At 58.9% G+C, this 24,509-nt stretch carries 19 protein-coding genes and 1 pseudogene; 4 read left to right on the top strand and 16 right to left on the bottom strand.

Annotated elements, in window-relative coordinates; genetic code table 11:
- Positions 1-86 precede the first annotated feature (86 nt).
- The 6 genes and pseudogenes from ispG to AAHB66_RS17010 all read right to left on the bottom strand — a co-directional run bounded on the left by ispG (position 87) and on the right by AAHB66_RS17010 (position 11,738).
- A complete protein-coding gene (ispG, locus tag AAHB66_RS16985) occupies positions 87-1,205 on the bottom strand; it encodes a flavodoxin-dependent (E)-4-hydroxy-3-methylbut-2-enyl-diphosphate synthase (RefSeq protein WP_225758291.1) in 1,119 nt (372 codons plus the stop codon).
- Between the two features lie 30 nt (positions 1,206-1,235).
- Positions 1,236-2,228, bottom strand: a complete 993-nt coding sequence (rodZ, locus tag AAHB66_RS16990; protein WP_347113726.1) for a cytoskeleton protein RodZ — start codon at positions 2,226-2,228, stop codon at positions 1,236-1,238.
- Positions 2,229-2,520: 292 nt separating this feature from the next.
- Positions 2,521-3,687, bottom strand: coding sequence for a bifunctional tRNA (adenosine(37)-C2)-methyltransferase TrmG/ribosomal RNA large subunit methyltransferase RlmN (locus AAHB66_RS16995; RefSeq protein WP_347113727.1), 1,167 nt, complete (start codon positions 3,685-3,687; stop codon positions 2,521-2,523).
- A gap of 169 nt (positions 3,688-3,856) precedes the next feature.
- Positions 3,857-4,288, bottom strand: a complete 432-nt coding sequence (gene ndk, locus AAHB66_RS17000) for a nucleoside-diphosphate kinase (RefSeq protein ID WP_032613104.1) — start codon at positions 4,286-4,288, stop codon at positions 3,857-3,859.
- A gap of 155 nt (positions 4,289-4,443) precedes the next feature.
- Positions 4,444-6,769, bottom strand: a pseudogene (pbpC, locus tag AAHB66_RS17005) (peptidoglycan glycosyltransferase PbpC).
- A 1-nt stretch (position 6,770) separates the two neighbouring features.
- Positions 6,771-11,738: an alpha-2-macroglobulin gene (locus tag AAHB66_RS17010; RefSeq protein ID WP_347113728.1), complete on the bottom strand. Its 4,968-nt coding sequence runs from the start codon at positions 11,736-11,738 to the stop codon at positions 6,771-6,773.
- A gap of 286 nt (positions 11,739-12,024) precedes the next feature.
- Here AAHB66_RS17010 and AAHB66_RS17015 point away from each other — a divergent pair, with 286 nt between their 5' ends.
- The 4 genes from AAHB66_RS17015 to AAHB66_RS17030 all read left to right on the top strand — a co-directional run bounded on the left by AAHB66_RS17015 (position 12,025) and on the right by AAHB66_RS17030 (position 16,653).
- Positions 12,025-13,569 carry a PTS transporter subunit EIIC gene (locus AAHB66_RS17015; protein ID WP_347113730.1) on the top strand — a complete coding sequence of 515 codons (1,545 nt, stop codon included), beginning with the start codon at positions 12,025-12,027 and terminating at the stop codon, positions 13,567-13,569.
- An 11-nt stretch (positions 13,570-13,580) separates the two neighbouring features.
- Positions 13,581-14,948: a 6-phospho-alpha-glucosidase gene (locus tag AAHB66_RS17020; RefSeq protein ID WP_347113731.1), complete on the top strand. Its 1,368-nt coding sequence runs from the start codon at positions 13,581-13,583 to the stop codon at positions 14,946-14,948.
- 89 nt (positions 14,949-15,037) lie between these two features.
- Positions 15,038-15,883 (top strand): 3-mercaptopyruvate sulfurtransferase, encoded by an 846-nt coding sequence (gene sseA, locus AAHB66_RS17025; protein WP_347113732.1) that lies wholly within the window; start codon positions 15,038-15,040, stop codon positions 15,881-15,883.
- Positions 15,883-16,653, top strand: a complete 771-nt coding sequence (locus AAHB66_RS17030; RefSeq protein WP_347113734.1) for a MurR/RpiR family transcriptional regulator — start codon at positions 15,883-15,885, stop codon at positions 16,651-16,653. The genes sseA and AAHB66_RS17030 overlap by 1 nt, the downstream gene beginning before the upstream one ends.
- An 18-nt stretch (positions 16,654-16,671) precedes the next feature.
- On the opposite strand, the gene sseB is transcribed toward AAHB66_RS17030, so the two are convergent.
- From sseB to iscR, 10 genes are all read right to left on the bottom strand, one after another.
- Positions 16,672-17,448 (bottom strand): enhanced serine sensitivity protein SseB, encoded by a 777-nt coding sequence (gene sseB, locus AAHB66_RS17035; protein ID WP_142486704.1) that lies wholly within the window; start codon positions 17,446-17,448, stop codon positions 16,672-16,674.
- 112 nt (positions 17,449-17,560) lie between these two features.
- Positions 17,561-18,847: an aminopeptidase PepB gene (gene pepB, locus AAHB66_RS17040; RefSeq protein ID WP_347113736.1), complete on the bottom strand. Its 1,287-nt coding sequence runs from the start codon at positions 18,845-18,847 to the stop codon at positions 17,561-17,563.
- A gap of 60 nt (positions 18,848-18,907) precedes the next feature.
- Complete coding sequence (gene iscX, locus AAHB66_RS17045; protein ID WP_032613119.1) at positions 18,908-19,108, bottom strand: Fe-S cluster assembly protein IscX; 201 nt, start codon at positions 19,106-19,108, stop codon at positions 18,908-18,910.
- Between the two features lies 1 nt (position 19,109).
- Complete coding sequence (gene fdx, locus AAHB66_RS17050) at positions 19,110-19,445, bottom strand: ISC system 2Fe-2S type ferredoxin (RefSeq protein WP_106994594.1); 336 nt, start codon at positions 19,443-19,445, stop codon at positions 19,110-19,112.
- Between the two features lies 1 nt (position 19,446).
- Positions 19,447-21,297, bottom strand: coding sequence for a Fe-S protein assembly chaperone HscA (gene hscA, locus AAHB66_RS17055; protein WP_347113738.1), 1,851 nt, complete (start codon positions 21,295-21,297; stop codon positions 19,447-19,449).
- Between the two features lie 14 nt (positions 21,298-21,311).
- A complete protein-coding gene (hscB, locus tag AAHB66_RS17060) occupies positions 21,312-21,827 on the bottom strand; it encodes a co-chaperone HscB (protein WP_347113740.1) in 516 nt (171 codons plus the stop codon).
- Between the two features lie 77 nt (positions 21,828-21,904).
- The gene (iscA, locus tag AAHB66_RS17065) at positions 21,905-22,228 is read right to left on the bottom strand and encodes an iron-sulfur cluster assembly protein IscA (protein WP_039029731.1); all 324 of its coding nucleotides are present in this window, start codon (positions 22,226-22,228) and stop codon (positions 21,905-21,907) included.
- A gap of 15 nt (positions 22,229-22,243) precedes the next feature.
- Positions 22,244-22,630 (bottom strand): Fe-S cluster assembly scaffold IscU, encoded by a 387-nt coding sequence (gene iscU, locus AAHB66_RS17070; RefSeq protein WP_004866383.1) that lies wholly within the window; start codon positions 22,628-22,630, stop codon positions 22,244-22,246.
- Positions 22,631-22,653: 23 nt separating this feature from the next.
- Positions 22,654-23,868 (bottom strand): IscS subfamily cysteine desulfurase, encoded by a 1,215-nt coding sequence (locus AAHB66_RS17075; protein ID WP_142486707.1) that lies wholly within the window; start codon positions 23,866-23,868, stop codon positions 22,654-22,656.
- Between the two features lie 121 nt (positions 23,869-23,989).
- Positions 23,990-24,481, bottom strand: a complete 492-nt coding sequence (gene iscR, locus AAHB66_RS17080) for a Fe-S cluster assembly transcriptional regulator IscR (RefSeq protein WP_337013947.1) — start codon at positions 24,479-24,481, stop codon at positions 23,990-23,992.
- Positions 24,482-24,509 lie beyond the last annotated feature (28 nt).

The raw sequence follows: 24,509 nt of genomic DNA on the forward strand, positions 1-24,509 counted from the left end.
TTCTCTTTCTATAGACAAAAATGAACCCTGGGGTTCATAACCGAAGGGTTCAATCATACACAGGAAGCGAACCGCTTCCCATCACGTTATTTTTCTACATGTAGCACGCTGATACGCTGCGCTTCATCCAGCATGGTGGCTTTGGCGCGAATGCGGGCTTCAAGCTGATCGATCATGTCGTTATTATCCAGACGATCTTTGCGGACGCCATCTTCATAGAGACCACTTTTCTTGTTGCCGCCCGTGACGCCTAACGTTGAGACCAGCGCCTCACCCGGACCGTTCACCACACAGCCGATAATCGAAACATCCATCGGGGTGATGATATCTTCCAGGCGCTGCTCGAGCGCATTCACCGTACCGATAACATCAAACTCCTGACGCGAACAGGTCGGGCAGGCGATAAAGTTGATGCCACGGGAGCGAATACGCAGCGACTTCAGAATATCGAAACCGACTTTAATCTCTTCCACCGGATCGGCGGCCAGCGAGACACGCAGGGTGTCGCCAATACCTTCATTCAGCAGCAGACCGAGGCCAATCGCTGATTTCACCGCACCGCTACGCGCGCCGCCGGCTTCGGTGATTCCGAGGTGCAGCGGCTGATCGATCTGCTTCGCCAGCAGACGATAGGATTCAACGGCGAGGAAAACGTCCGACGCTTTAACGCTGACTTTGAACTGGTCGAAGTTCAGACGATCGAGATGATCCACATGACGCATGGCCGATTCGAGCAGCGCCTGCGGAGTCGGTTCGCCGTACTTTTCCTGCAGATCTTTTTCCAGCGAACCGGCGTTCACGCCGATACGGATAGGGATGTTCTTATCGCGGGCGCAATCAACGACCGCGCGGATACGCTCTTCGCTGCCGATATTGCCGGGGTTGATACGCAGGCAATCGACGCCGTATTCCGCCACCTTCAGCGCGATACGGTAATCGAAGTGAATATCGGCAACCAGCGGAACGGAGACCTGCTGTTTGATGAGTTTGAACGCTTCTGCCGCATCCATTGTCGGCACGGAAACGCGGACAATGTCTGCGCCTACACGTTCTAACGCTTTGATCTGATTGACCGTCGCCGCCACATCGGTGGTACGGGTGTTGGTCATCGACTGAACGGCGATGGGAGCACCATCGCCAATTGGCACATTCCCGACGTAAATACGTTTCGATTTTCTACGTGGAATAGGAGCCTGGTTATGCATGGAAAATCTCCCGCGTTGCCTGTCTGTTACTTACTGTGCTGCTGATTGTTCGGCATTGAGGGTCAGACGCGCAACCTGGTTAGTTCTGATAAAACGGCTCAGATCGACAGGTTTACCCTGGAACTGGATCTGGACCGCTGCCGGAGCACCAATCTTGAGCTTATAAGGCGCCTGGCCTGCCAGATTTAACGTGCCGTCCTTACGCTGCAGTCCGCTGAACAGCTTTTTGCCGGTCGCGTCGGTCACTTCAAGCCAGCAGTCGGCGCTGAAGTTCATGACCAGCGCGTTCGGGTCGGCCGGTGCCGCCGCGACGCCAGCCGGATCGGATGGCAGAGGCTGAACCGCGTTGTCCGCGGTGGCGGCCGGTGCAGTCTCGACGTTCGCCTGAGAAGGCGAAACAACGGCGCTGTCAGCCGGAGCCTGGGCTGTTTGATTAGCAGCAGGCGCAGCAGTCTGCGCCGTTGCTGTATCTGTGGTGTCGGTCGCTGGCGCCTGCGGTTCGCTGGCGGTTGCGTCGGTATTCAGTGGGATGCTCTGAGCGCCATCGCCCGCTGAGCCATTCAGCTCGGCGGAGGACTGATCGGCCATGGTGGTGATCTCTTCCTGCTGCGCTTTGTGGTTTTGCCACCACCAGGCGCCCGTCAGGCCGATAACCACAAACAAGACCAGCCAGGTAAAGCTCATCAGCCAGCCATCACGTTTTTTACGACGTTTGCCCAGCGAAAAACTCTGCATCGGCGCGACTTTCGCCGCTCTGACCGGTGCCTGTTTTTCCATCATCGGCAGCAGTTCGTCTTCAGGGATATGCACCAGTTTCGCATAGGAGCGGATATAACCACGCAGAAACGTTGAAGCGAGTTCGGCAGGCGCCTTATCTTCTTCAATATCGCGGACCGTGGAAACCTTCAGGCATAAGCGTTCCGCAACGGCTTGCTGGCTTAGTCCGAGTTGTTCACGGGCGTTGCGAAGACGAACGCCAGTGGAAAGTGCTGCATTTTGGTCGTGAGTGGCTTCAGTATTCATTCGCTACAACTACTGGTACGTGAAAATTGAGGATCCTGGCGCTGGTGAGTCACAATGCCACCCGCACCGCGAAACTTCTGGTCAGTTAACCTTAGTAAGACAGCACAACGCTGTCAGGTTTTCGTTGACAGAAGCGGCTTGTCAGTGAGGCTAAACTGTTGTTGCGTCGTTACATACTGCCTTAAAGTCATATAAAACGCACCGTAATTATTACCCATACGCCGGTGCAATGACTGTTTATTCGCATCTTACGCTGCCACGGCGCAGATAATGCGCCGTGACTGCATAATAATTACACGGCCTTGATGTCGATAGCCTCACCCTGCATCCGCTTACGCAGCGTACGCTTGGTGCGGTCGATAACATCACCGGCCAGCTGCCCGCAGGCAGCATCGATATCATCACCACGGGTTTTACGCACGATAGTGGTGAAACCGTACTCCATCAGAACCTTGGAGAAACGGTCGATACGGCTGTTTGAGCTACGGCCATACGGCGCGCCCGGGAACGGGTTCCATGGGATCAGGTTGATCTTGCACGGCGTATCTTTCAGCAGTGCCGCCAGCTCGTGCGCATGCTCGGTGCCGTCGTTGACGTGATCCAGCATGACGTACTCGATGGTGACGCGTCCCTGGTTGGCATTGGACTTCGAAATGTAGCCCCGCACCGAGTTCAGGAAGGTCTCGATATTGTATTTCTTGTTGATTGGCACGATCTCATCACGGATGGCATCGTTTGGCGCGTGCAGCGAAATCGCCAGCGCAACGTCAATCATATCGCCGAGCTTGTCCAGCGCAGGCACAACACCTGACGTGGAGAGCGTCACGCGACGTTTGGACAGGCCAAAACCGAAGTCATCGAGCATGATTTCCATGGCCGGAACCACGTTGGTCAGGTTCAGCAGCGGCTCGCCCATCCCCATCATCACCACGTTGGTGATTGGACGGGTGCCGGTCACTTTTGCCGCGCCGACGATCTTCGCCGCACGCCAGACCTGGCCGATGATTTCCGAAACACGCAGGTTACGGTTAAAGCCCTGCTGCGCCGTGGAGCAGAACTTACACTCCAGCGCACAACCGACCTGAGAAGAGACGCACAGCGTGGCGCGATCGTCTTCCGGGATATAGACAGTCTCAACGCGCTGATCGCCTACGGCAATCGCCCATTTGATGGTGCCGTCAGCTGAACGCTGCTCTTCCACCACTTCCGGGGCGCGGATTTCAGCCACTTCTTTGAGTTTATTGCGCAGGACTTTGTTGATGTCCGTCATGTCATCAAAGTTGTCGCTGCAATAGTGGTACATCCATTTCATGACCTGGTCGGCACGAAACGGCTTCTCGCCCATCTCTTTGAAGAACTCGCGCATCTGCTGACGGTTCAGGTCCAGCAGGTTGATTTTTCCATTTTTATTTGGAACCGCAGGAATGGCGACTTCGGAGGTATTAACTAGTTCAGACATAATATATTCCGGCCTCGTTGTTACACGTTATGGCCCGTGGAGGGTTAAAAAGAAACGCCCCGGCAAGCAGTCTGCTCATCCGGGGCGTTGCATTGTACAAAGTCTGGCGCAGGGATGCCACGTCTGCACGCGGCATTTACGAAAATAATGTGTAAACGAAACCGTTAGATTAACGGGTACGTGGACACACTTCGCCTTCTGCGAAGAAGAAAGCGATTTCGCGCGCAGCAGATTCTACGGAGTCGGAACCGTGGGTGCCGTTCTCGGTGAAGCTGTCAGCGTAGTCTGCACGCAGAGTACCTGCCAGAGCGTTATCCGGGTTGGTTGCACCCAGCAGATCGCGATGACGCTGAACGGCATTTTCGCCTTCCAGCACAGATACCACGATTGGGCCAGAGGTCATGAACTCAACCAGACCGTCGAAGAATGGGCGACCTTCGTGCTCTGCATAGAAACCGCGAGCCTGCTCAACGGTCAGATGCAGCATTTTGGTGCCAACAATTTTGAACCCTGCCGCTTCAAAGCGAGCAAAGATGCTGCCAATAACGTTTTTTGCCACCGCGTTTGGTTTGATGATGGAAAAAGTACGTTCAATAGCCATGATTACCTCTGTGATTTGTTCTGTTGTTTTGCATTCATGCGAAAGATATGGCGCGGATTATAATGAGCATTAGCGCCATTGCCTATGGATGGATGTAACATTTTTTTAAAATAAGACGAGTTTTAACAACAGATCGTGGCTAAAACCTGTTTTATCTATTGCAATGTAAAATCGACGGTTGCCACCTGCCCTGCCTCATCCATCACCAACAGTTGATACTCCCCGGCGCTTTCAAGGTGCAACGTCCAGGCTCGCCCCTGCCCGTTCAGCGGTTCACCGTTGAGGAACCACCAGCGGGCCCCGTCGCTTCCGCTGGCCTGCAGCGGCAACGATACGCGCGCCTCCCCTGGCAGACGCTTAATCACCGCCCCCTGGCGAATGCCGGAGAGGATCAGCGGCGCCGGGAAGGGCTGGCCGAGCGGCGGACAGGCTGTTGATGCGGGCGGGATACGCGCCGCCCGCCGTTCCGCCTGCGGCAGCCACGGCTCCAGCGGCAGCGGCCAGACGTCGACGCTGTGTTCCTGGGCCTGCGGGCAGTCCGCCGCCACGCGTTTACCGCTGTTATCCAGCCAGACAGGGAAACGAATCCCGCGGATGCCCTCCTGCTCCGGCAGCAACAGCGTCGGGGGCTGGCTCCCTTCAAGCAGCCAGGTCGCGAGGCGACGGCGACAGTTGCTGTCTCCTTCCGGCAGGGACTGCCCGCCTGGCCAGCAGATCACGCCGCGGCTCACCGAGGCCGGACGCGGGTCGCGCGGCTGGCGCGCCTCGTCCAGCGCCGAGCGCGACTGCAGCAGGTTGTTGACCTGATTTAACACCGGAACCGCGCTGGCAAAACCAAATTGCCCGGCCACCGGCGTACCGTCCGGTCTGCCGGTCCAGATCCCAATCACGTAGCGCGCATTCAGCCCTATCGCCCAGGCATCGCGATAGCCATAGCTGGTACCGGTTTTGATCGCCAGGGGTACCACCTGAGCAAGCGCGCTGTCCGGCAGCGGCTGCGCCTCGTTGGCCAGAATACGGCGAACGATCCACGCCGCACCGGGTGACAGCAGGGGCCGCTCAACCAGCGGGTCGCCCGGCTGCATGCGCAGTCTCCCTGCCCGCCCCTGACGGGCAAAGGCGCTGTACGCCGCGGCAATATCCTCCAGACGCGCCCCGGCACCGCCCAGGATCAGGGAGAGGTTCGGCTGCGCGCCTGCGGGAAGCAGCAGCGGTAAGCCGGCGTTGCGCAGCATCCCGGCAAACTTTTTCGGCCCGTAGGCTTCCAGCACCTGCACGGCGGGTAGGTTCAGGGATCGCACCAGCGCCTCGCTCATGCTGATCGGGCCATGAAAACCGCTGTCAAAATTCCCTGGTCGGTAATCGCCGGTGCGGCGTGGGACATCCTGCAACAGCGAGGCCGGATGAATCAGCCCATCGTCCATCGCCAGGCCATAGACAAAAGGCTTGAGCACCGATCCCGGGGATCGGATCGCCGAGATCATATCCACATGGCTGAAACGGCTGTCGTCGTTGATGTCGACCGATCCGACCCAGCCGCGCACCTTCATGTCGCTATGATCGACGACGATCATCGCCAGCGAACTGCGGGGCGGCAGCCGGGATTTCCAGTTCAGCGCCAGCTCCTCCAGCTGGCGCTGCAGCGTGGCATCGAGGGTGGTCACCACTTTGGTGTCACGGCTTTTGCTGAGCATCATCCGTGAGAACAGCGGCGCCAGCTGCGGCATCTGCCGGGGGGCCAGCCATACCGGCTCCTCCTGCGATTCGCTTACCTGACGCGCGGGCCAGACGCCCTGGGAGGCCATGCGTTTGAGGACTTTATTACGTGCCGCCTCGGCGCGCTCCGGCCAGCGGTCCGGGCGCAAACGGCTCGGGGCCTGCGGCAGGACGGCAAGCAGTGCGGCTTCGGAGTAGCTCAGCTGCGCAGGGGCTTTTCCAAGATAAGCCCAGCTGGCGGCCCCCACCCCCCTGCAGCGTGCCACCAAAGGGGGCGCGGTTCAGATAGAGGGTCAGGATGTCACGTTTGGAGAGGTGCCACTCCAGCTGCAGCGCGCGCCAGAGCTGACGCACTTTGCCGCCAAAGGTACGGGGATGAGGATCCAGCAGACGGGCCACCTGCATGGTCAGCGTACTTCCGCCCGACACCACCTTCCCGGCAGTAAGATCCTGCCAGGCGGCGCGCAGCACAGAGAACGGGTTAACGCCGGGATGATCCCAGAACCAGCGATCTTCATACTGGATCAGGGCCTCGAGATAGCGCGGTGAGACCTCTTCGATGGTGACAGGATAGCGCCAGATCCCGTCGCGATCGGCAAATCGCCACAGCGGGATCCCCTTCTCATCCACCACCACCCGGGCGGGATTGACCTCGTGTAACGGCAGCGGCCACAGGCGATCGGCAGCAATGACACCGCCCCACAGCAGAAGTATCACCCCCGCCAGCCACAGCCAGCGGGAGCGTATCCATTTCCGATACTGCACGTTACGGTACGACGATCAGTGGGCCACTGGCCGCACCCGTTGCCCGCCACTGCGGCACGTACATCGATTCCACCAGCGGTACGGGCACCGCATAGGTTCCCGGCGTGACGGCGCGGGCCAGATAGACCAGCGTCACCGGCTGGCCTTCATTGACCGGCACGGCGGCGACAAAGCGATCGTCGCGGAACTCCATATGCTGAATATCAGCCTGCTGCATCTGGCTGAGCAGGTTTTGCACCTCGCTGCCGCTCTCCTGCAGGCTGGCGCTGCTGCTGGCAAGGTTCTGGTTTTCCAGCTCCAGCCCGGCAGGCAACAGGTCAACCACCAGGGCATCCGGTACGTTCTGGCTGGCAGTGACGTTCAGCCAGACCAGCACCAGCTCGCCGCTCTTCAGGGACGAGAGGGATTTGCTGCTGCCATCGGTCGCCAGAATCTGACGTTCGATTTTCAGCACGCTGGAAGCAGGCTGCGGCGCGTATTGCGGATAGCCGCTGCTGTCCAGGCGCACCCACAGCGGCGCAGTGCCGGTATTGGTGACCTGCAGAGCAGCCAGCTGATCGGCATTGAGGTTCTGCATCTGGGGTTTGTCACCCTTGAGATTGCCTTCCGCCAGCAACGTGGTGGCCTGCCATTGTCCGGAGAGGTTCTGCAGGGAACGACCCGCCAGGAACAGGGCGTTGCTCTCCTGGGTGGAGAGCCAGCGCTGGCTGAACGCCTGCTGAGAAAGGACGTTCAGCAGCGTGCTCTGCGCATCCGGCAGCAGGTTGTACTCTTCCAGCAGGCTAAGCATCATCGCGTTATCGCGAAGCGGGCTACCGTAATCGGCCATCCAGCTCTGCGTTTCGCTGCGCGGCGTTTTAATGGCTAGATCCAGCGCCTGCTGGCTGCGCGGCGCATCGCCCATCAGCTTCAGCCCCAGCCCCAGCTGCATCAGCGGCAGGCCCGATTTCGCCTGCGCACGACGCTCCCAAATTTCGCGCAGTGCCCCAAGAGGCGCTTTTTGCTGACGTGCCAACACCAGCGCAGCATAGGCCTGGATTGCGAACCTGCTCCCCTGAGTATCCTCGCTGTAGCGGACAGCCATCATGCCCGGATCCTGCAGGTAGCGCAGCAGGCGGTTGTTGGCATTGTTAACAGCATCTGCCGGCACGCTGTAGCCCTGCTCGCCCGCGCGCACCAGGAAATCGGTGACGTAGGCGGTGAGCCAGTACTCTTCCGGACCGTTTTTATCCCACAGGGCAAAGCCACCGTCGGTACGTTGCATCTGCAGCAGGCGGGAGATGCCGATCTCGATGGCTGCCCGGCGCTTCTCGTCGCTGTCGCCCTTAATACCCAGCGCGCTCAGCTGAGCGGCGCTGGTATAGAGCGACGGGAACAGGCCGCTGGTGGTTTGTTCCAGACAGCCATACGGATAGGCCTGCAGTTCACGAATGTAACGGGCCAGGTTGAGCGGCGGCTTACCGCTGAGCAGAAGCTGCCCCTGCAACGTCAGCGGAGAAAAATTAGCGAGGTGCTGTTCCGGCGCGTGCCAGCTTTCACCCGGCTTGAGCATCGTACCGCTGTTCACCGTCTGCGCCGGGAACGCCGGACGTACGCCGATCTTCCAGCTCTTCTGCTGCGGCGCAAAGGTTTCGCCGGGGAGGGTCAGGCCGCTCACCTGGGCGGCGATTTCGCCCTCGCCGTAACCGTCCAGCGCCCGCACCGGAATAAACAGCGTCGAGCGTTCACCGGCCGCCAGCTGCACCGGCTGCGGCTGGGCACCTTCCAGCGCCAGATTGCCGCCTGCGGTCAGCGCCACGTTCAGGGTCTGCGGTTTATCGGTCAGGTTGGTCAGATCCAGCGTCAACCGGGCGTTATCACCGCTGGCAAGGAAGCGCGGCGTGTTCAGCTCGGTAATGACGGGCGCGGCCACGACGACTTTGCTTTCACTGCTGCCGAAATCGTCATCGGTCCAGGCCTGGGCCATCAGACGCAGCTCACCGTTGAAGTCGCCAATCGGCAACGAAACCGTGCCCTCGCCGTTGGCATCCAGCTCCACCGGCTGCGCCTGCTGGGCGATGATGGTGACATGGTTGACCGGCGGTTTGCCGCCACGCTTGAGTTCATCGCCATCGCCGCCAAAGCGCAGCGACGCCAGACGCCCCTGGCCTTCAATCACCTGGCCGTAGATATCGTAGATATCCGCGCCATAGCGCTTCTGACCAAAGAATGCCTGCCACGGATCGGGGGTAACGTAATCGGTAATGTTAAGTACACCGCTGTCCACCGCTGAGACCAGCACGTTGATTTTCTGCGGGGTCGCCCCCTCTTTCACGCTGGCCTTCACTTTGACCGCCAGCGTCTGGTTCGGCCGCATTTTCTGCGGGTTATCGAGCGCAATGCTCAGACGACGGCTCTCATCGCCCATCGGCAGATGCAGCAAGCCCACCGCCCGTTTTGGCGTGGCCGATTTGGATTTATCGCCAGGACGCACCACCAGCGTGGAGAGATAGAGATCGTGACGTTTCCAGGCTTTATCCACCGGGATGGTCATATCCAGCCCCTCGGCCGGGACGTCGATCTCCTTCCACCACAGCGGCCCTTCGCTGGACTCGATCATCGCATAGCCTTTCCCTGCAGCCGGAGCAGCGATGTGCAGCCTGATGGTATCCCCGGGCTGATAGGCCGGTTTGTCCAGCTTCATGGTCACCCGATCCGGACGTGCCGCCCCGGTGCCGTCACTGTTGTCCTGCCAGCTGTAGCCTGCCCAGAAGCGTACGCTGCTGACCGTCTCATCCGGGGCTTTCACCTCCAGACGATAGGAGCCCCACTCCACCGGGAAGCTCACTTTTCCGGTCTCGTCGGCGGCCAGATCCAGCGCCTGCTCGCCCTCGATCAGATCTTTTTGATCGAACTGCGACTGCCAGCCGTCACTTTCTGACCAATTCCAGGAGTAGTCCCGGCGCTCGCGGATCAGGCGAACCTGCAAGCCCGAGACCGCTTTTTTCGCCCCGCTGGCATCGGCATAAACAATATCGAACCCGGCCTGGCTGTTCTCCTCAACAATCGGCTGGTTGACGGTGGTATCGGTGCGGTAGTCATAGACCGCTTTGCTGGCGAACTGCGGACGGATGCCCGGCAGGGTCGCTGCCGGCCAGACGGCCTGTTCCGCCCGTCGGGTGACCGGTCGGCCACCGGACTCCAGCAGGCTGGCCTGCAAAACAACCTGCAGCGGAGAGTGGGTCTCTTTCCACTGGCTGTCGCTGCTCACCTGTCCACGCCCCTGCTCGTTGAGGGTTAACTGCACCTCATCAAGACTGCGGCTCAGGTTCTCTTCGGCGATATCCCCGAACTGGAAGCCCGGCAGGGCGGCGACGGCTTCACGCAGCGGACGTAAGAAGAGCTGGCCCTGCAGGCTGTTGCCGTTGGCGGGCGCGCCGTACAGGTAATATCCCACCACGTCGAAGGCGACAGGATCCTGCGGCGAAATTGGGGCTTTTTGCCCTTCAATATTCAGCGCCATGCGCTCCGGCATAAAGTCTTCGACGTGGAAATCCCACATCCGCTGCTGGTTATCGCCGGTGCTGGCGCGAACATGCCACATCCCGGTCTGAGCACCGCTTTCAAGCGGGTAGTCAAAGCGGTAAAGGCCGTTCGCGGGCTGGCTGACCACAGTGCGCGCCACCTGCCCGTCCGGGCGCAGCACCTCCAGCTTCACCGGCTGGTCAGGGAGCGGCTTGCCGTCGCTGTCGCGCAGCAGGCCGTTGAGGATCACCGTTTCGCCCGGGCGGTAGAGATCCCGCGGACCAAACATAAAGAACTGTTTAGTGAAGCCAGGCGCGCCGGAGATGGCGAACTCCGCCAGATCCAGCGCCGGGAGGGTGAGATCCAGCAGCGTGGTCTGCCCGTCCTTGCGGGCGAGGAGCAGCGCGGCCTCTTTGTCGGTCTGTAACGTTGCGTGGCCGTCGGCGTCGCTGGTGGCCTGCGCCAGCGTCTGCCCTTTATCGTTGAGCAGCTGCACTTCGATAGCCGATTGCGCCGCGCCGTTCTCCAGGCTCTGGGTGAAGATATCCAGCCGGTTATGGTAGCGGTGCGCAGAGAGGCCAATATCGCTGAGGGTAAACAGGGTGGCGGCGTTGCTGTAGTTGTAATGCCCGGCCTGATTCATCACCGCGATATAGACGCCCGCCTGCTGTAACGGCTTGATATCCGCCAGCGGCAGGAGCAGTTTTTCACGGGTATTACGGGCCGGATTAAGGTCGAAACGACCGGTGTAGACCAGATCCGCCATCTTCAGCAGATTGTCGGACTCCCAGTTGGTGAGCGAGTTGCGGTACTCCCACTGGCTGACAAAGGCCGCTAATGATTCGGGTTTGACCCGGTAGAAATTCACATCGACGTTATTAACGTTCAGCGCCATCACCGGCAGCCCTTCCACCACCTTACCAGGCAGCAGCGAGCCGCGGCTGGCAAAGCCAACGCTCGGTTCAATGTCGCGGGTCGCGATCGCTTTTTCGACGTCGCTGCCAAAGGTACTTTTATTCAGCGCCAGCAGATCGCGCTCGACGGTGACCACCAGGTTGCGGTTCGGCTCAAGATGGCGCAGGCGCAGCTCTTTCAGGTTCGGCGCCAGCTCCCAGGCACCATCGACTTTGCCGCTTTTTTTGTCGACCACGTGCACCGTGCGGGCAAAATCCTGCGAAGGATCGAGCGGCACCGAGAAGGTCAGCACCAGCGCGGCGGCCCCGTCCAGCTGGATCTCAGAGGCATCCAGCAGGGTCAGCGCTTTGCCCTGGCTAAGCGCAGCCAGCTTCTCCAGCGTGGCGTTGTCCGGCTTTGCCGGCACAGAGGCAGGCGCTGGCGTAGACGTGGAAGCGGTGGCTGTGGCGGGTGCCACTGAAGAGGTCTTATCGTTACTGTCATCACAGCCGACAAGCGTGATGGTGGTAAGCAGCGCTATTGACAGCGCGGCAAGGCGAAACGGTTTCATCCTTTATCCCTGGCCTTGCGGGCCTGTTGGTCGTCGTCGGGTTAAGTATTATCCGCAAGTTTCATTAATACAAAAGCGTTGATTCCAATTCTGGACAACGCCTCGCAAAGTTTTGTGTGCCAATAAAGATTCCGTTGCTGGCGCGATCACAGCGTTCAAGGTTACATGTGACCTTTGACGTCATTTGTTTTTAAAACAACAGGATAGCTGGATAAGTTCATGCTTGAACTGCTAATTTTAATGCTATGACGCACCCTGAGTGCGCGGTTCAATAAGAGAGAACGACATGAAACGAGCCGTGAACGCCCTACAAAATTTCGGAAAATCACTGTACGGACCGGTACTTATCCTGCCTATTGTCGGTCTTTTCATCGCTTTTGGTAATGTGTTGGGTAACGGCGCCCTTGCCGGTTATCTGCCGTTCCTCGGTCATCCGCTGATCCAGAGCATCGGCCAGCTGATATCAAAATCTGCCGTCTCGGTGCTGGTGAACCTGGCACTGGTGTTTGCCGTGGGGATCCCCATTGGTCTGGCAACGCGTGATAAAGGTTACGCGGCGCTGATTGGCCTGGTGACCTTCGTGGTGTTTATCAACGCCATGAACGTGACCCTGAATCTGCAGGGCGCGCTGGCCCCGGCGGACCAGATGAAAGCCGCCGGACAGAGCATGGTGCTCGGCGTACAGGTGCTGGAGATGGGCGTGTTTGCCGGGATCCTCACCGGGGCGCTGTCAGGTTACCTGTATAACAAATACTCCGGGGTGCAGTTTAACGGCGCGATGGCGATCTACTCGGGGCACTGCTTCGTCGCCATTATTATGCTGCCGGTCTCGATGCTGCTCGGGGTAGTAATGAGCGAGCTGTGGCCGTTTGCCCAGCACGGGATCAGCACCATGGCGCTGGCCATCAAAGGCTCCGGAGCGTTTGGGGTGGCGATATACGGCTTCCTTGAGCGCATCCTGGTGCCAACCGGCCTGCACCATCTGGTCTATACCCCCTTCCTCTATACCGAGCTGGGCGGTACCCAGGAGGTCTGCGGTGCCACCTACCACGGCGCGCGCAACATCTACTTTGCCGAGATGGCCTGTCCGGACGTGAAACAGCTCAGCAGCACCGCGGTGTGGGATGCCCGCGGCATCAGCAAGATGTTTGGTCTGCCTGCCGCCGCGCTGGCGATGTATGTCACCGCCAAACCGGAGCGTAAAGCCGCGGCGAAAGCGATTCTGATCCCGGCCGCGCTCACCTCCCTGCTGGTGGGTGTCACCGAGCCGATTGAGTTCTCCTTCCTGTTCGTCGCCCCGCTGCTGTTTGTGGTGCACGCGGTGCTGACCGGGATCGGCATGATGCTCTTTTATCTGCTGGGCGTTCACGCCATCGGGGCCAACGGCATCATCGATTTCATTCTCTATAACCTGCCGCTGGGCACCGAAAAATCCAACTGGCCGATGTACATCCTGGTCGGGCTGATCATGTTCGCCCTCTACTTCGTGATCTTCCGCTTCCTGATCCTGCATTTCCGCATGAAGACCCCGGGACGCGAAGAGGAAGATCAGGAGACCCGTCTGTACAGCAAGCAGGAGTATCAGGCGAAAGGCAGTAATGATGGCCTGGGCGAGGCGATTGTCGTCGGCCTCGGCGGACGTGAAAACATCGAGGTGGTGGATAACTGCTATACCCGCCTGCGCGTTACGGTCAAAGACGTTGCCATCATCGACGAGCCGCGGCTCAAGGCGACGGGCGCGAAAGGCATTATCAAGCAAGGTAACAACGTTCAGGTGGTCTACGGGCTGCATGTCAAAAAAATGCGAGAAGCGGTCGAGACGGTTCTCTGAAGGAGATAAACATGATTACACCCCCATTTATTCTCTCTATCGCCGGTGGCGGCAGCACCTATACGCCCGGGATTGTGAAAAGCCTGATGGTGCAGCTGGACAAATTCCCGCTGGCCGAGATTCGCCTCTACGACATTGATGCCGCGCGGCAGAACACCATCGCCCCGGTGGTGGAGAAGGTGATTCGCGATCACAGCCAGAGCATCAAATTTATCGTCACCAGCGACCCGGAGGTGGCTTTCAGCGGGGCCCATTTTGTCTTCGCCCAGATGCGCGTCGGCCAGTACAAAATGCGCGAGCAGGATGAGAAGATCCCCCTGCGTCACGGCGTCGTCGGCCAGGAGACCTGCGGCCCGGGCGGGCTGGCGTACGGCCTGCGCACCATCCTGCCAATGGTTGAGCTGATCGACATGGTTGACCGCTATGCCCATGAGAAGGCGTGGATCGTTAACTACTCCAACCCGGCGGCCATCGTCGCCGAGGGCGTGCGCCGCCTGCGCCCGAATGCCCGGGTATTGAATATTTGCGATATGCCGGTAGCGGCGATGCGTAACATGGGGGCCATTCTGGGTGTGGATCGCCACAAGCTGGAGGTGGACTACTTCGGCCTGAACCATTTCGGCTGGTTTACCCGCGTGCTGGTGGATTGCGAGGATAAATTGCCGGAGCTGCGTCGCCATGTCGCCAGATTTGGTCTGCTGACCGAAGACGCGGCCAAAACCGACCCGCAGCACTCGGATCCGTCGTGGGTGAAAACCTGGCGCAACATCAAGCCGATCATGGATAACTTCCCGGAGTATCTGCCGAACCCGTATCTGCAGTACTACCTGATGCCGAATCAGATCGTGGAACATCAGAACCCGGACTACACCCGTGCCAACGAAGTGATGAACGGTCGCGAGAAAAAGCTCTTTGCCGCCGCCGAAGAGTATAAACAGACCGGGATCCTGCCGGATGCGTTCCACGTGGGGGTGCACGGCGAGTTTATCGTGGATGTGGCCCGTTCACTGGCGTTTAACCTGCGCCAGCGCCACCTGGTGATGGTGGAAAACCGGGGGGCGATCGTCAACCTGCCTTACGACGCGATGGTTGAGGTCCCGGCCTATATCACAAGCGTTGGTCCAGAGCCGATCCGCATCGGCCAGGTACCGCTGTTCCACCAGACTCTGCTGCAACAGCAGCTGGCGTCCGAGCAGCTGCTGGTGGAAGCCACCATTGAAGGCAGCTACGAGAAAGCGCTGCAGGCGTTCACCCTGAACCGCACCGTGCCAACCATGGAACATGCGAAGGCGATTCTGGATGAGATGATTGAGGCCAACCGGGAATACTGGCCTGCGCTGCAAAAAGCCTGGCAGGATGGGGAAGCGGTGAAAAAATAAGGGCTTGCTCGCGAGTTGAACGTGGTTCGCTTGTCGGTGTCAGAAAAAACACCGACAATCCATCAATGGATTCATTAATGGAGGCACCCATGTCCACCTCATATTTTGTCGCAGCCGAGTGGCTGATTGAGCACAGTGAAGACCCTGAAGTCCAGATCCTCGACGCGCGCATGGCGCCGCCAGGCCAGGAGCATCGTGACGTTCCCGCGGAATACCGCGCCGGGCATCTGCCGGGTGCGGTATTTTTTGATATCGAAGCCCTCTCCGATCACACCTCTCCCCTGCCGCACATGATGCCGCGTCCGGAAGCCTTTGCCGTGGCGATGCGCGAGCTGGGCGTTAGCAGCGACAAGCATCTGGTGATTTACGATGAAGGGAATCTCTTCTCCGCCCCACGCGCGTGGTGGATGCTGAAAACCTTTGGCGTCGAGAAGGTGTCGATTCTGGCGGGCGGTCTTGCCGGCTGGCAGCGGGCTGAGTTACCGCTCCAGCAGGGCGATGTCTCTCTGCCGGATGGCGATTTTGAAGCCACCTTCGATGCCGGAGCGGTCAAGCGCGTCACCGACGTGCTGCTGGCAAGCCACGAGCAGACGGCGCAGATTGTCGATGCCCGCCCTGCCCCGCGCTTTAACGCCGAAGCCGACGAGCCGCGCCCGGGTCTTAAGCGCGGCCATATCCCCGGCGCACGTAACGTGCCCTGGGGCGACCTGGTCTTCGAGGGTGAACTGAAAACCACCGACGAGCTGCGGGAGATTTTCTCTCGTCAGGGGGTGGATCTGCATCAGCCGATCGTCGCCAGCTGCGGCTCCGGCGTGACCGCCTGCGTTGTCATTCTGGCGCTGGCGACCCTCGGCAAAACCGACGTCACGCTGTACGACGGCGCGTGGAGCGAATGGGGTGCCCGGGACGATCTGCCGGTTGAACCGACCCCGTAATGGATAACCGTCTGGCGACACTGTTAACGCGCGGGGAGTCTCTGACCCGCGCAGAGTATCGCGTACTGGCCCATCTCACCGAGCATCCCCTGCTGGTGGGGCATATTCGGGTGCGGGAGCTGGCGCAGGCGACCTTTGTCTCCACCGCCACCATTATGCGCCTGTGCCGCAAGCTGGGGTTTAGCGGCTTTAGCGAGTTCATCTGGCACTGCAAGCAGCTGTTGAGCGATACCCCGCACATCGCCGCCGAAACCCGACCGCCCGATGAATTACCCGCGCTCTTTAATCAGTTTATCGCCAACTATCAGCAGACCTTTCAGTGGGCCACGGCGGAGAAACGTCGCCGGTTTGCCGAACTGCTGCGCGACAAGGAGAGCTTTTTCCTCTACGGCGCGGGCTTCTCCTATCTGTTTGCCGAGTACCTGACCAAGAAACTGCAGGTGCTGGGCAAGACGGCGTTTATCTCCGGCCCTGGCGACAGCCGCAATATATTTCTCAGCAACGCCTCGCGCTATCAGGTGTTTATCGCGGTCTCGCGCAGCGGGGAAACGGAACAGGTGCTGGATAAGGCGCGGATCGCGCAGAACGTGGGGATGACGGTGGTGGCCTTTACCCGGGCGTCGGCGAATAGCCTGGCCGGGATGGCGGATCTCCATTTTGCCCTGTACGACGAAGCGGTGCATTTCGCCGCCGACGCCGCCGGGATCACATCGTTTGAGTCGAACCTGGTGCTGCTGATGGATTTACTGCTGCTGGAAGCAACGGGGTGAGGCTCACCCCGTAAGGGTTCAGATAATACGGTTGTTTTTGAAATCGCGCAGGAAGCCACCCCAGCGACGTTCATAGAACGGCGTGATGTGCTCGGTGATAAAGTGGCTGATGCCCTTCTCGCCTTTTACGACCCGGCAGATATCGATCGGCTCGTCGCCCGGCAGGGTGTCGGTCGCCACGCTGCCCGCGGCCTGAATGATGTCATCGATCTCACCATCCGCCTCAATGCCGATCAGCAATACCGGCTGTTCGTCGGCCTGCTCTTTAATCGAGCAGAGAAACGCGCGCTTGACCGGTTTGATGGTTTTGAACAGGGTGGTCAGGGAGTCGATCATCTGCGCCGGTGGCTCGGCCACTTCCGACAGCAGCAGCGACTCACCGCCCTCCAGCACCTCCTGGGTGCTGAGCGGGTTACCCTCTTCGCCAATCAGGTGGCTGATTTCGCGCGGGGTGAACTCTTTCCCGGTCGGCAGTTTGGCGTTCAGAAACAGGGTTTCGCCCAGCGTCATCTCAAACAGGGTGCGCACCGGCATCACCACGAACGCCTGCTCATCTTCAACCGCTTCCTGTAAGGCCTCCAGCGAGGAGAAGAACGGGATCACCGAGGTGCCGTCGTCCTTTTCCCAGTGCAGCAGATCCAGCGCACTGTCCTCAACAACCTGCTCACCTTCCGCCGCGGTGCCGGGCACCCAGACGGTGGACTCCAGCAGAGTGCGGAAAAATGCCGGACGATGAGCGGGCTCGGTGGCCGCTTTCTCCAGCAGGGTTTCTAATTCGTTTTTGGTTTCTGACATAGGTATTCCAGATGTTGCATTTTCCCCCCTCACCCCGGACCTCTCCCTCAAGGGAGAGGGAGCAAACCATTCCCTCTCCCCGTGGGAGAGGGCTAGGGTGAGGGCAAAATAATTACTCTGCGGTCAACAGGTTCGCTACGGTACGCACGCCCAGACCGGTTGCGCCGGCAGACCACTGCTCGACCGCCGCTTTACGGTAGGTGGCGGAGCAGTCGATGTGCAGCCAGCCTTCGTGATAGTTCTCAACAAAATGCGACAGGAAACCGGCGGCGGTGCTGGCGCCGGCCGGGTAGGCCGCGCTGGCGGTATTGTTCAGTTCGGCAAAGTTCGACGGCAGCTGGCTGCGGTGGAACTCGGCCAGCGGCAGACGCCAGAATGGCTCGTTCTCGGCGGCGGCGCTTGCCATCAGTTTGCCTGCCAGCTTGTCGTCGAAGCTGAACAGCGCATGGTAGTCATTGCCCAACGCGGTTTTCGCCGCGCCGGTCAGGGTTGCCATGTCGATGATCAGCTCTGGTTTCTGCGCGGAAGCGTCAATCAGGCCATCCGCCAGCACCAGACGGCCTTCGGCGTCGGTGTTCATCACTTCGACGTTCTTGCCGTTACGGTAGCGAATGATGTCGCCCAGCTTGAAGGCGTTACCGCTGACCATGTTATCAGCGCAGCACAGCCAGAGCTTCACGCGCTTGTTCAGGCCGCGGGTGATGGCAAACGCCAGCCCGCCGGTAATGGTGGCCGCGCCGCCCATGTCGGACTTCATGGAGTCCATGAACGCGCTCTGCTTCAGGCTGTAACCGCCGGTATCAAAGGTAATGCCTTTCCCGACCAGGCAGGCGAATACCGGGGCCGCTTTATCACCGGTTGGATTGTAATCCAGCGCCAGCAGCACAGGAGGACGCTCAGAGCCGCGGCCTACAGTGTGGATGCCCATGTAGTTCTGCTCGCGCAGATCTTCACCTTTGGTGATGCGATAAGACATCTTGTCGCCAGCGACTTTGCTCAGCAGATCCACCGCGCGCTGCGCCAGCTGTTCCGGGCCTAACTCTTCCGCCGGGGCGTTAATGGTGTCGCGTACCCAGTCGATGATGGTCAGACGGCTTTCCAGCTCTGTTTGACCGGCTTCGTCGAGGTTGGCCCACTCAATTTTACGGGTGCCTTTCGGGCCTTTGTAGCCTGCCCAGAATGCCCAGCTGCGATCGGTATCCCAGCCTTCGCCGTCGAGAGAGACATGTTTAATGCCCAGGCCGTCAATTTTACGCGCCGCGCGCTGGATCAGACCTAAATCGTCGCTGCCGTTCAGGTGCAGGGTAATACCGTCATTGTTGATGCTGTAAGTGGCTTTTTCACCCCAGCGCGCATCGGCAGGCTGAGTAGAGAGCGTAATCTTCATCGCTTCGGTCATTTTTATTTATCCTTATTAGCAACAAGCAAACGGGCCGCCTGAAGGCAGCCCGTTACGTTTTTATTCTGCTTCGTCCAGCCAGACTAACAGAATCGCCTCCAGAATTTTTTCATTGGATGCGTTAGGATCATCGTCAAACTCTTCCAGATCGCAAATCCACTGATGCATATCGGTGAAGCGTACGGTCTTCGGATCGAGATCCGGGTTGGCGTCGTACAGCGCCTCGCCGATTTCACGGCTGTCTGTCCACTTCAGTCCCATATTAATGCTCGCGTGCGTGGTTAAGCGTATAACGCGGAAGTTCGACCACCAGATCTTCATCGGTGACGCGCGCCTGACAGCTCAGACGGCTTTCCGGCTCCAGACCCCATGCTTTATCCAGCATGTCGTCTTCATCTTCTGTGCTCTCCGCAAGGGAGTCAAACCCCTCGCGAACGATGCAGTGGCAGGTCGTGCAGGCACAGGATTTTTCACAGGCGTGTTCCACTTCGATACCGTTACGCAGGGCAACGTTAAGGATGGTTTCGCCGGTCTCAGCTTCCAGAACTGCACCATCCGGACAGAGGTCCGCATGAGGCAAAATAACAATCTTTGGCATATTAAACCTCGTCCACGGAGTGGCCTTTCAGCGCGGTACGGACAGACTGGTCCATACGGCGAGCGGCGAACTCCTGGGTTTGTTTATCAACGTTTTTAATCGCTTGTTCTATGGCGTCAGCGTCATCGCCTTCCGCTACCGCGCTCAGTTGCGCGACGGCGTCGTCAATGGCCTGACGTTCAGCGGCGCTTAGCAGCGCGGCATCAGCAGTGAGTGCACTGTTCAGGCTTTCCAGCACGCGTGCGGCTTCGACTTTCTGTTCAGCCAGCATACGCGCCTTCACATCCTGCGCAGCAAAACTCATTGAATCCTGAATCATGGTGGCGATTTCGCCATCGGTCAGACCGTAGGACGGTTTTACCTGGATGGAGGATTCGACACCGGTCGATTTTTCCATCGCCGTGACGCTCAGCAGGCCATCAGCATCTACCTGGAAGGTGACGCGGATATGCGCCCCGCCAGCAGGCAGCGCCGGGATCCCGCGCAGCGCGAAACGCGCCAGCGAACGGCAGTCCTGAACCAGCTCGCGCTCACCCTGCAGCACGTGAATCGACATCGCGGTCTGGCCGTCTTTGAAGGTGGTGAACTCCTGCGCGCGCGCCACCGGAATGGTGGTATTACGCGGGATCACCTTCTCGACCAGGCCACCCATGGTTTCTAAACCGAGGGACAGCGGGATCACGTCCAGCAGCAGCATTTCGCTGTCCGGCTTGTTGCCGACCAGAATATCGGCCTGGATGGCGGCGCCAATGGCGACCACTTTATCCGGATCGATGGAGGTCAGCGGGGTGCGGCCAAAGAATTCGCCCACGCGCTCACGCACCAGCGGTACGCGGGTCGAGCCGCCGACCATGACCACGTCCAGCACCTCTTGTGCCTCGACGCCCGCATCTTTCAGCGCGCGACGGCAGGCCAGCAGAGTACGCTTCACCAGCGGGGCAATCAGTTCATTAAACTGCTCGCGGCTGATATCGCCTTTCCAGCCTGCGACTTCAACGGTAACGGACTGGGCATCGCTGAGGGCGATTTTGGCGGCCGTCGCGGCGTCCAGCAGCTGACGTTGCAGACGCGCGTCGCTACGATCGACGATCCCCGCCTGCTCACAGATATGATCCGCCAGCAGATGGTCAAAGTCATCGCCGCCGAGGGCAGAGTCGCCGCCGGTTGCCAGCACTTCAAACACCCCGCGGCTCAGGCGCAGGATGGAAATATCAAAGGTACCGCCGCCGAGATCGAAGACCGCGATCACCCCTTCCTGACCGGAGTCGAGGCCGTAGGCAATGGCGGCAGCGGTCGGCTCGTTGAGCAGACGCAGCACGTGCAGACCCGCCAGACGCGCGGCGTCTTTGGTGCCCTGACGCTGGGCGTCATCGAAATAGGCCGGAACGGTGATGACCACGCCATCCAGCTCGCCTTCCAGCGTCGCGGTTGCGCGGGCGGCCAGCGCCTTAAGGATATCGGCAGAGACGCGGATCGGGTTCAGTAAACCCGCCGCGGTGGCGATCATCGGCAGACCATTCTCACTGGCCTGCAGCTGATACGGCAGATGCGGGTAACGGCTCTGGATGTCTGCCAACGAACGGCCCATCATGCGTTTGACCGAGCTGATGGTGTTGGCCGGATCCTGAGCAGCGTTGGTGCGGGCGTCGTAACCCACGCTGTGGCCCTGGGGCTGATAGTGGACCACAGACGGCAGCAGGTGTTGCCCCTGCGCATCCGCCAGCGTCTCAGCCTGGCCGCTGCGCACGGTCGCCACCAGCGAGTTGGTGGTGCCTAAGTCGATGCCCACCGCCAGACGACGCTGGTGCGGTGCGGCACTTAAGCCCGGCTCACTAATTTGTAATAAGGCCATAATTGCTTCCGAAATTAAAAATCGAGCAGCTTTTCTTCGAGTTGTTCAGCACTGCTTCGCAGTTTATCGAGAAAACGCAGCTTGCGAACAGTATCCGCCGCCACGTCCCACGTCTCGTTATTCAATTGGTCAACCATCTGCTGATGGCGGGTATCGAACATCCCTTTTACGCGCTTAATAAAGGTTTCCAGACGGGCTTCGTCTTTGGCCTGTTCGATCTCATCCAGCTCTTCACGCAGCTCCAGCTGTTCCATCAGGAAGACGGTGTCGCGGACGGTGTGTTGCTCACTGGAGAGATCAAATCCGTGACGCGAAAGCAGATATTCTGCCCGGCTCAGCGGATTGCGCAGGGTTTGCCACGCCTGATTGATGGTCGCAGAGTGCTGCACCGCCGCCAGCTGTTCCGCCTGCGTGCCGCTGGCGAACTTATCCGGGTGATACTGACGTTGCAGATCCTGGAAACGGGCCGCCAGCGCCTGAGTATCAATTTCATACCCGGCTGGTAACCCAAAGAGGGTGAAGTAATCCATAACAATCTCAGGGTTAGCTGATTAAAGCAAACCCCACACACAGCCTGGCTGCGGTGGGGTTAACAGGTGATACGCAATTAAACGTGGAAGCTTTCGCCGCAGCCGCACTCGTCTTTAACGTTCGGGTTAGTGAATTTAAACCCTTCGTTGAGGCCTTCTTTTACAAAGTCCAGCTGAGTGCCGTTCAGGAACTGCAGGCTTTTACCATCGACCACCACCTTCACGCCTTTGTCTTCGAACACGGTATCTTCCGCCGCAGGTTCGTCAACAAATTCCAGTACATACGCCATACCGGAACAGCCGGAGGTGCGTACACCCAGTCGCAGGCCAAAGCCTTTGCCACGGTTTGCCAGGAAGGAGCTTACTCGCGCGGCAGCGCTGTCGCTAAGGGTAATCGACATAACAACCTCAACTAATTATTTTGCTTCACGTTTGCTTTTGTAATCCGCGATTGCGGCTTTAATCGCATCTTCCGCCAGGATAGAGCAGTGAATTTTCACCGGCGGCAGTTCGAGTTCGTCAGCAATATCGGTATTTTTAATCGCCTGCGCTTCGTCCAGGGATTTGCCCTTCACCCACTCGGTGACCAGGGAGCTGGAGGCGATTGCGGAACCGCAACCGTAGGTCTTGAAGCGCGCGTCTTCAATGATACCTTCATTGTTGACTTTAATCTGCAACTTCATCACGTCGCCACAGGCCGGTGCACCCACCATGCCGCTGCCCACGCTGTCGTCGCTGTTGTCGAAGGAGCCCACGTTACGTGGATTCTCGTAATGATCGATAACTTTTTCGCTGTATGCCATGTTGAATTCTCCTTACAAACCGATTAGTGATGTGACCATTCAATGCTGTTCAGATCCACGCCTTCTTTGAACATTTCCCACAGTGGAGAAAGTTCACGCAGACGGCCAATGGAGTTGCGAACCAGTTTGATGGTGTAGTCAATCTCTTCATCGGTAGTGAAACGACCTAAAGAGAAACGGATAGAGCTATGTGCCAGTTCGTCGGTCATGCCCAGCGCACGCAGTACGTAGGATGGCTCCAGGCTTGCAGAAGTACAGGCAGAACCGGAAGAGACGGCCAGGTCTTTCAGCGCCATGATCAGCGACTCGCCTTCAACATAGTTGAAGCTGACGTTGAGGATGTTCGGTGCGCCCTGCTCGAGATCGCCGTTCAGGTAGACTTCTTCCATATCCTTCACGCCTTCCCACAGACGGTTGCGCAGCGTACGCAGGCGCGCCATCTCGGTTTCCATCTCTTCTTTGGCGATACGGTAGGCTTCACCCATACCCACGATCTGGTGAACAGGCAGAGTACCGGAACGCATACCGCGCTCGTGACCGCCGCCGTGCATCTGGGATTCGATACGGATACGTGGCTTACGACGCACGTACAGCGCGCCAATACCTTTCGGGCCATAGATTTTGTGACCGGAGAAGGACATCAGGTCCACTTTCAGCTGGCTCAGGTCGATAGGCAGTTTGCCCACGCTCTGGGTCGCATCCACGTGGTAGATGATACCGCGCGCACGGCACAGTTCGCCGATAGTGGCGATATCCTGTACCACGCCGATTTCGTTGTTCACGTGCATGATGGAGACCAGAATGGTGTCATCACGCATGGCCGCTTCGAGCTCTTTCAGGTCGATGATACCGTTGCGCTGCGGGGCGAGATAGGTTACTTCAAACCCTTCACGCTCCAGCTGGCGACAGGTGTCCAGCACGGCTTTGTGTTCGGTTTTGCTGGTGATGATGTGCTTGCCTTTTTTCTGATAGAAATTGGCCGCACCTTTGATCGCCAGGTTATCGGATTCGGTCGCGCCTGAGGTGAAAACAATCTCACGCGGGTCAGCGCCAACCAGCTCGGCAATCTGATTACGGGCGATATCAACCGCCTCTTCAGCATGCCAGCCAAAACGGTGGGAGCGGGAAGCCGGGTTACCGAAGTTTCCGTCCAGGGTCAGACACTGCATCATTTTCTCGGCAACACGCGGGTCCACCGGCGTGGTTGCGGAGTAATCGAGATAGATAGGTAATTTCATTGCTCTATAGACTCCGTACATCGCTTCAATGCAAGGAACCAGGCGACAGGCCGGATGTACAACCGGGTCATCGGGGCGCGTGAACGCCCCGGCCTGATTCTAAAATACTTATGGTTTTTTATTACGCGCGCAGTTTAACGTCGATAGCGTCCTGCGTGCGGGTATTACGATGGGACTCGTGCGAGTGCTGACGGCCGGAGACGTCCAGCACTTCCTGGTTGTTAACCAGTTCACCAATGGTGATGTTATTCAGGAAGCCGGTCAGACGGTCGCTCAGGTCGCGCCACAGCGCGTGAGTCAGGCATTTATCGCCGCCCTGACAGCCGCCTTTACCCTGGCAACGGGTCGCGTCGACGGATTCGTCAACTGCGCTAATGACTTCGCCAACGGCAATACTGCCCGCGTCTTTACCTAACAGATATCCACCGCCAGGACCGCGGACGCTGGAAACCAGGCCATTTTTACGCAGTCGGGAGAAAAGCTGTTCCAGATAAGAGAGGGAGATTCCCTGACGTTCAGAAATATCAGCCAATGGAACCGGGCCCGCTTCGGAGTTGAGCGCAACGTCCAGCATCGCGGTCACGGCATAACGCCCTTTAGATGTCAGTCTCATGTCTTACTTAACCTCAAACTCGCCCCTG

Origin of the sequence: Leclercia sp. S52 (genome assembly GCF_039727615.1) — a bacterium.
Classification (GTDB): domain Bacteria; phylum Pseudomonadota; class Gammaproteobacteria; order Enterobacterales; family Enterobacteriaceae; genus Enterobacter; species Enterobacter adecarboxylatus_B.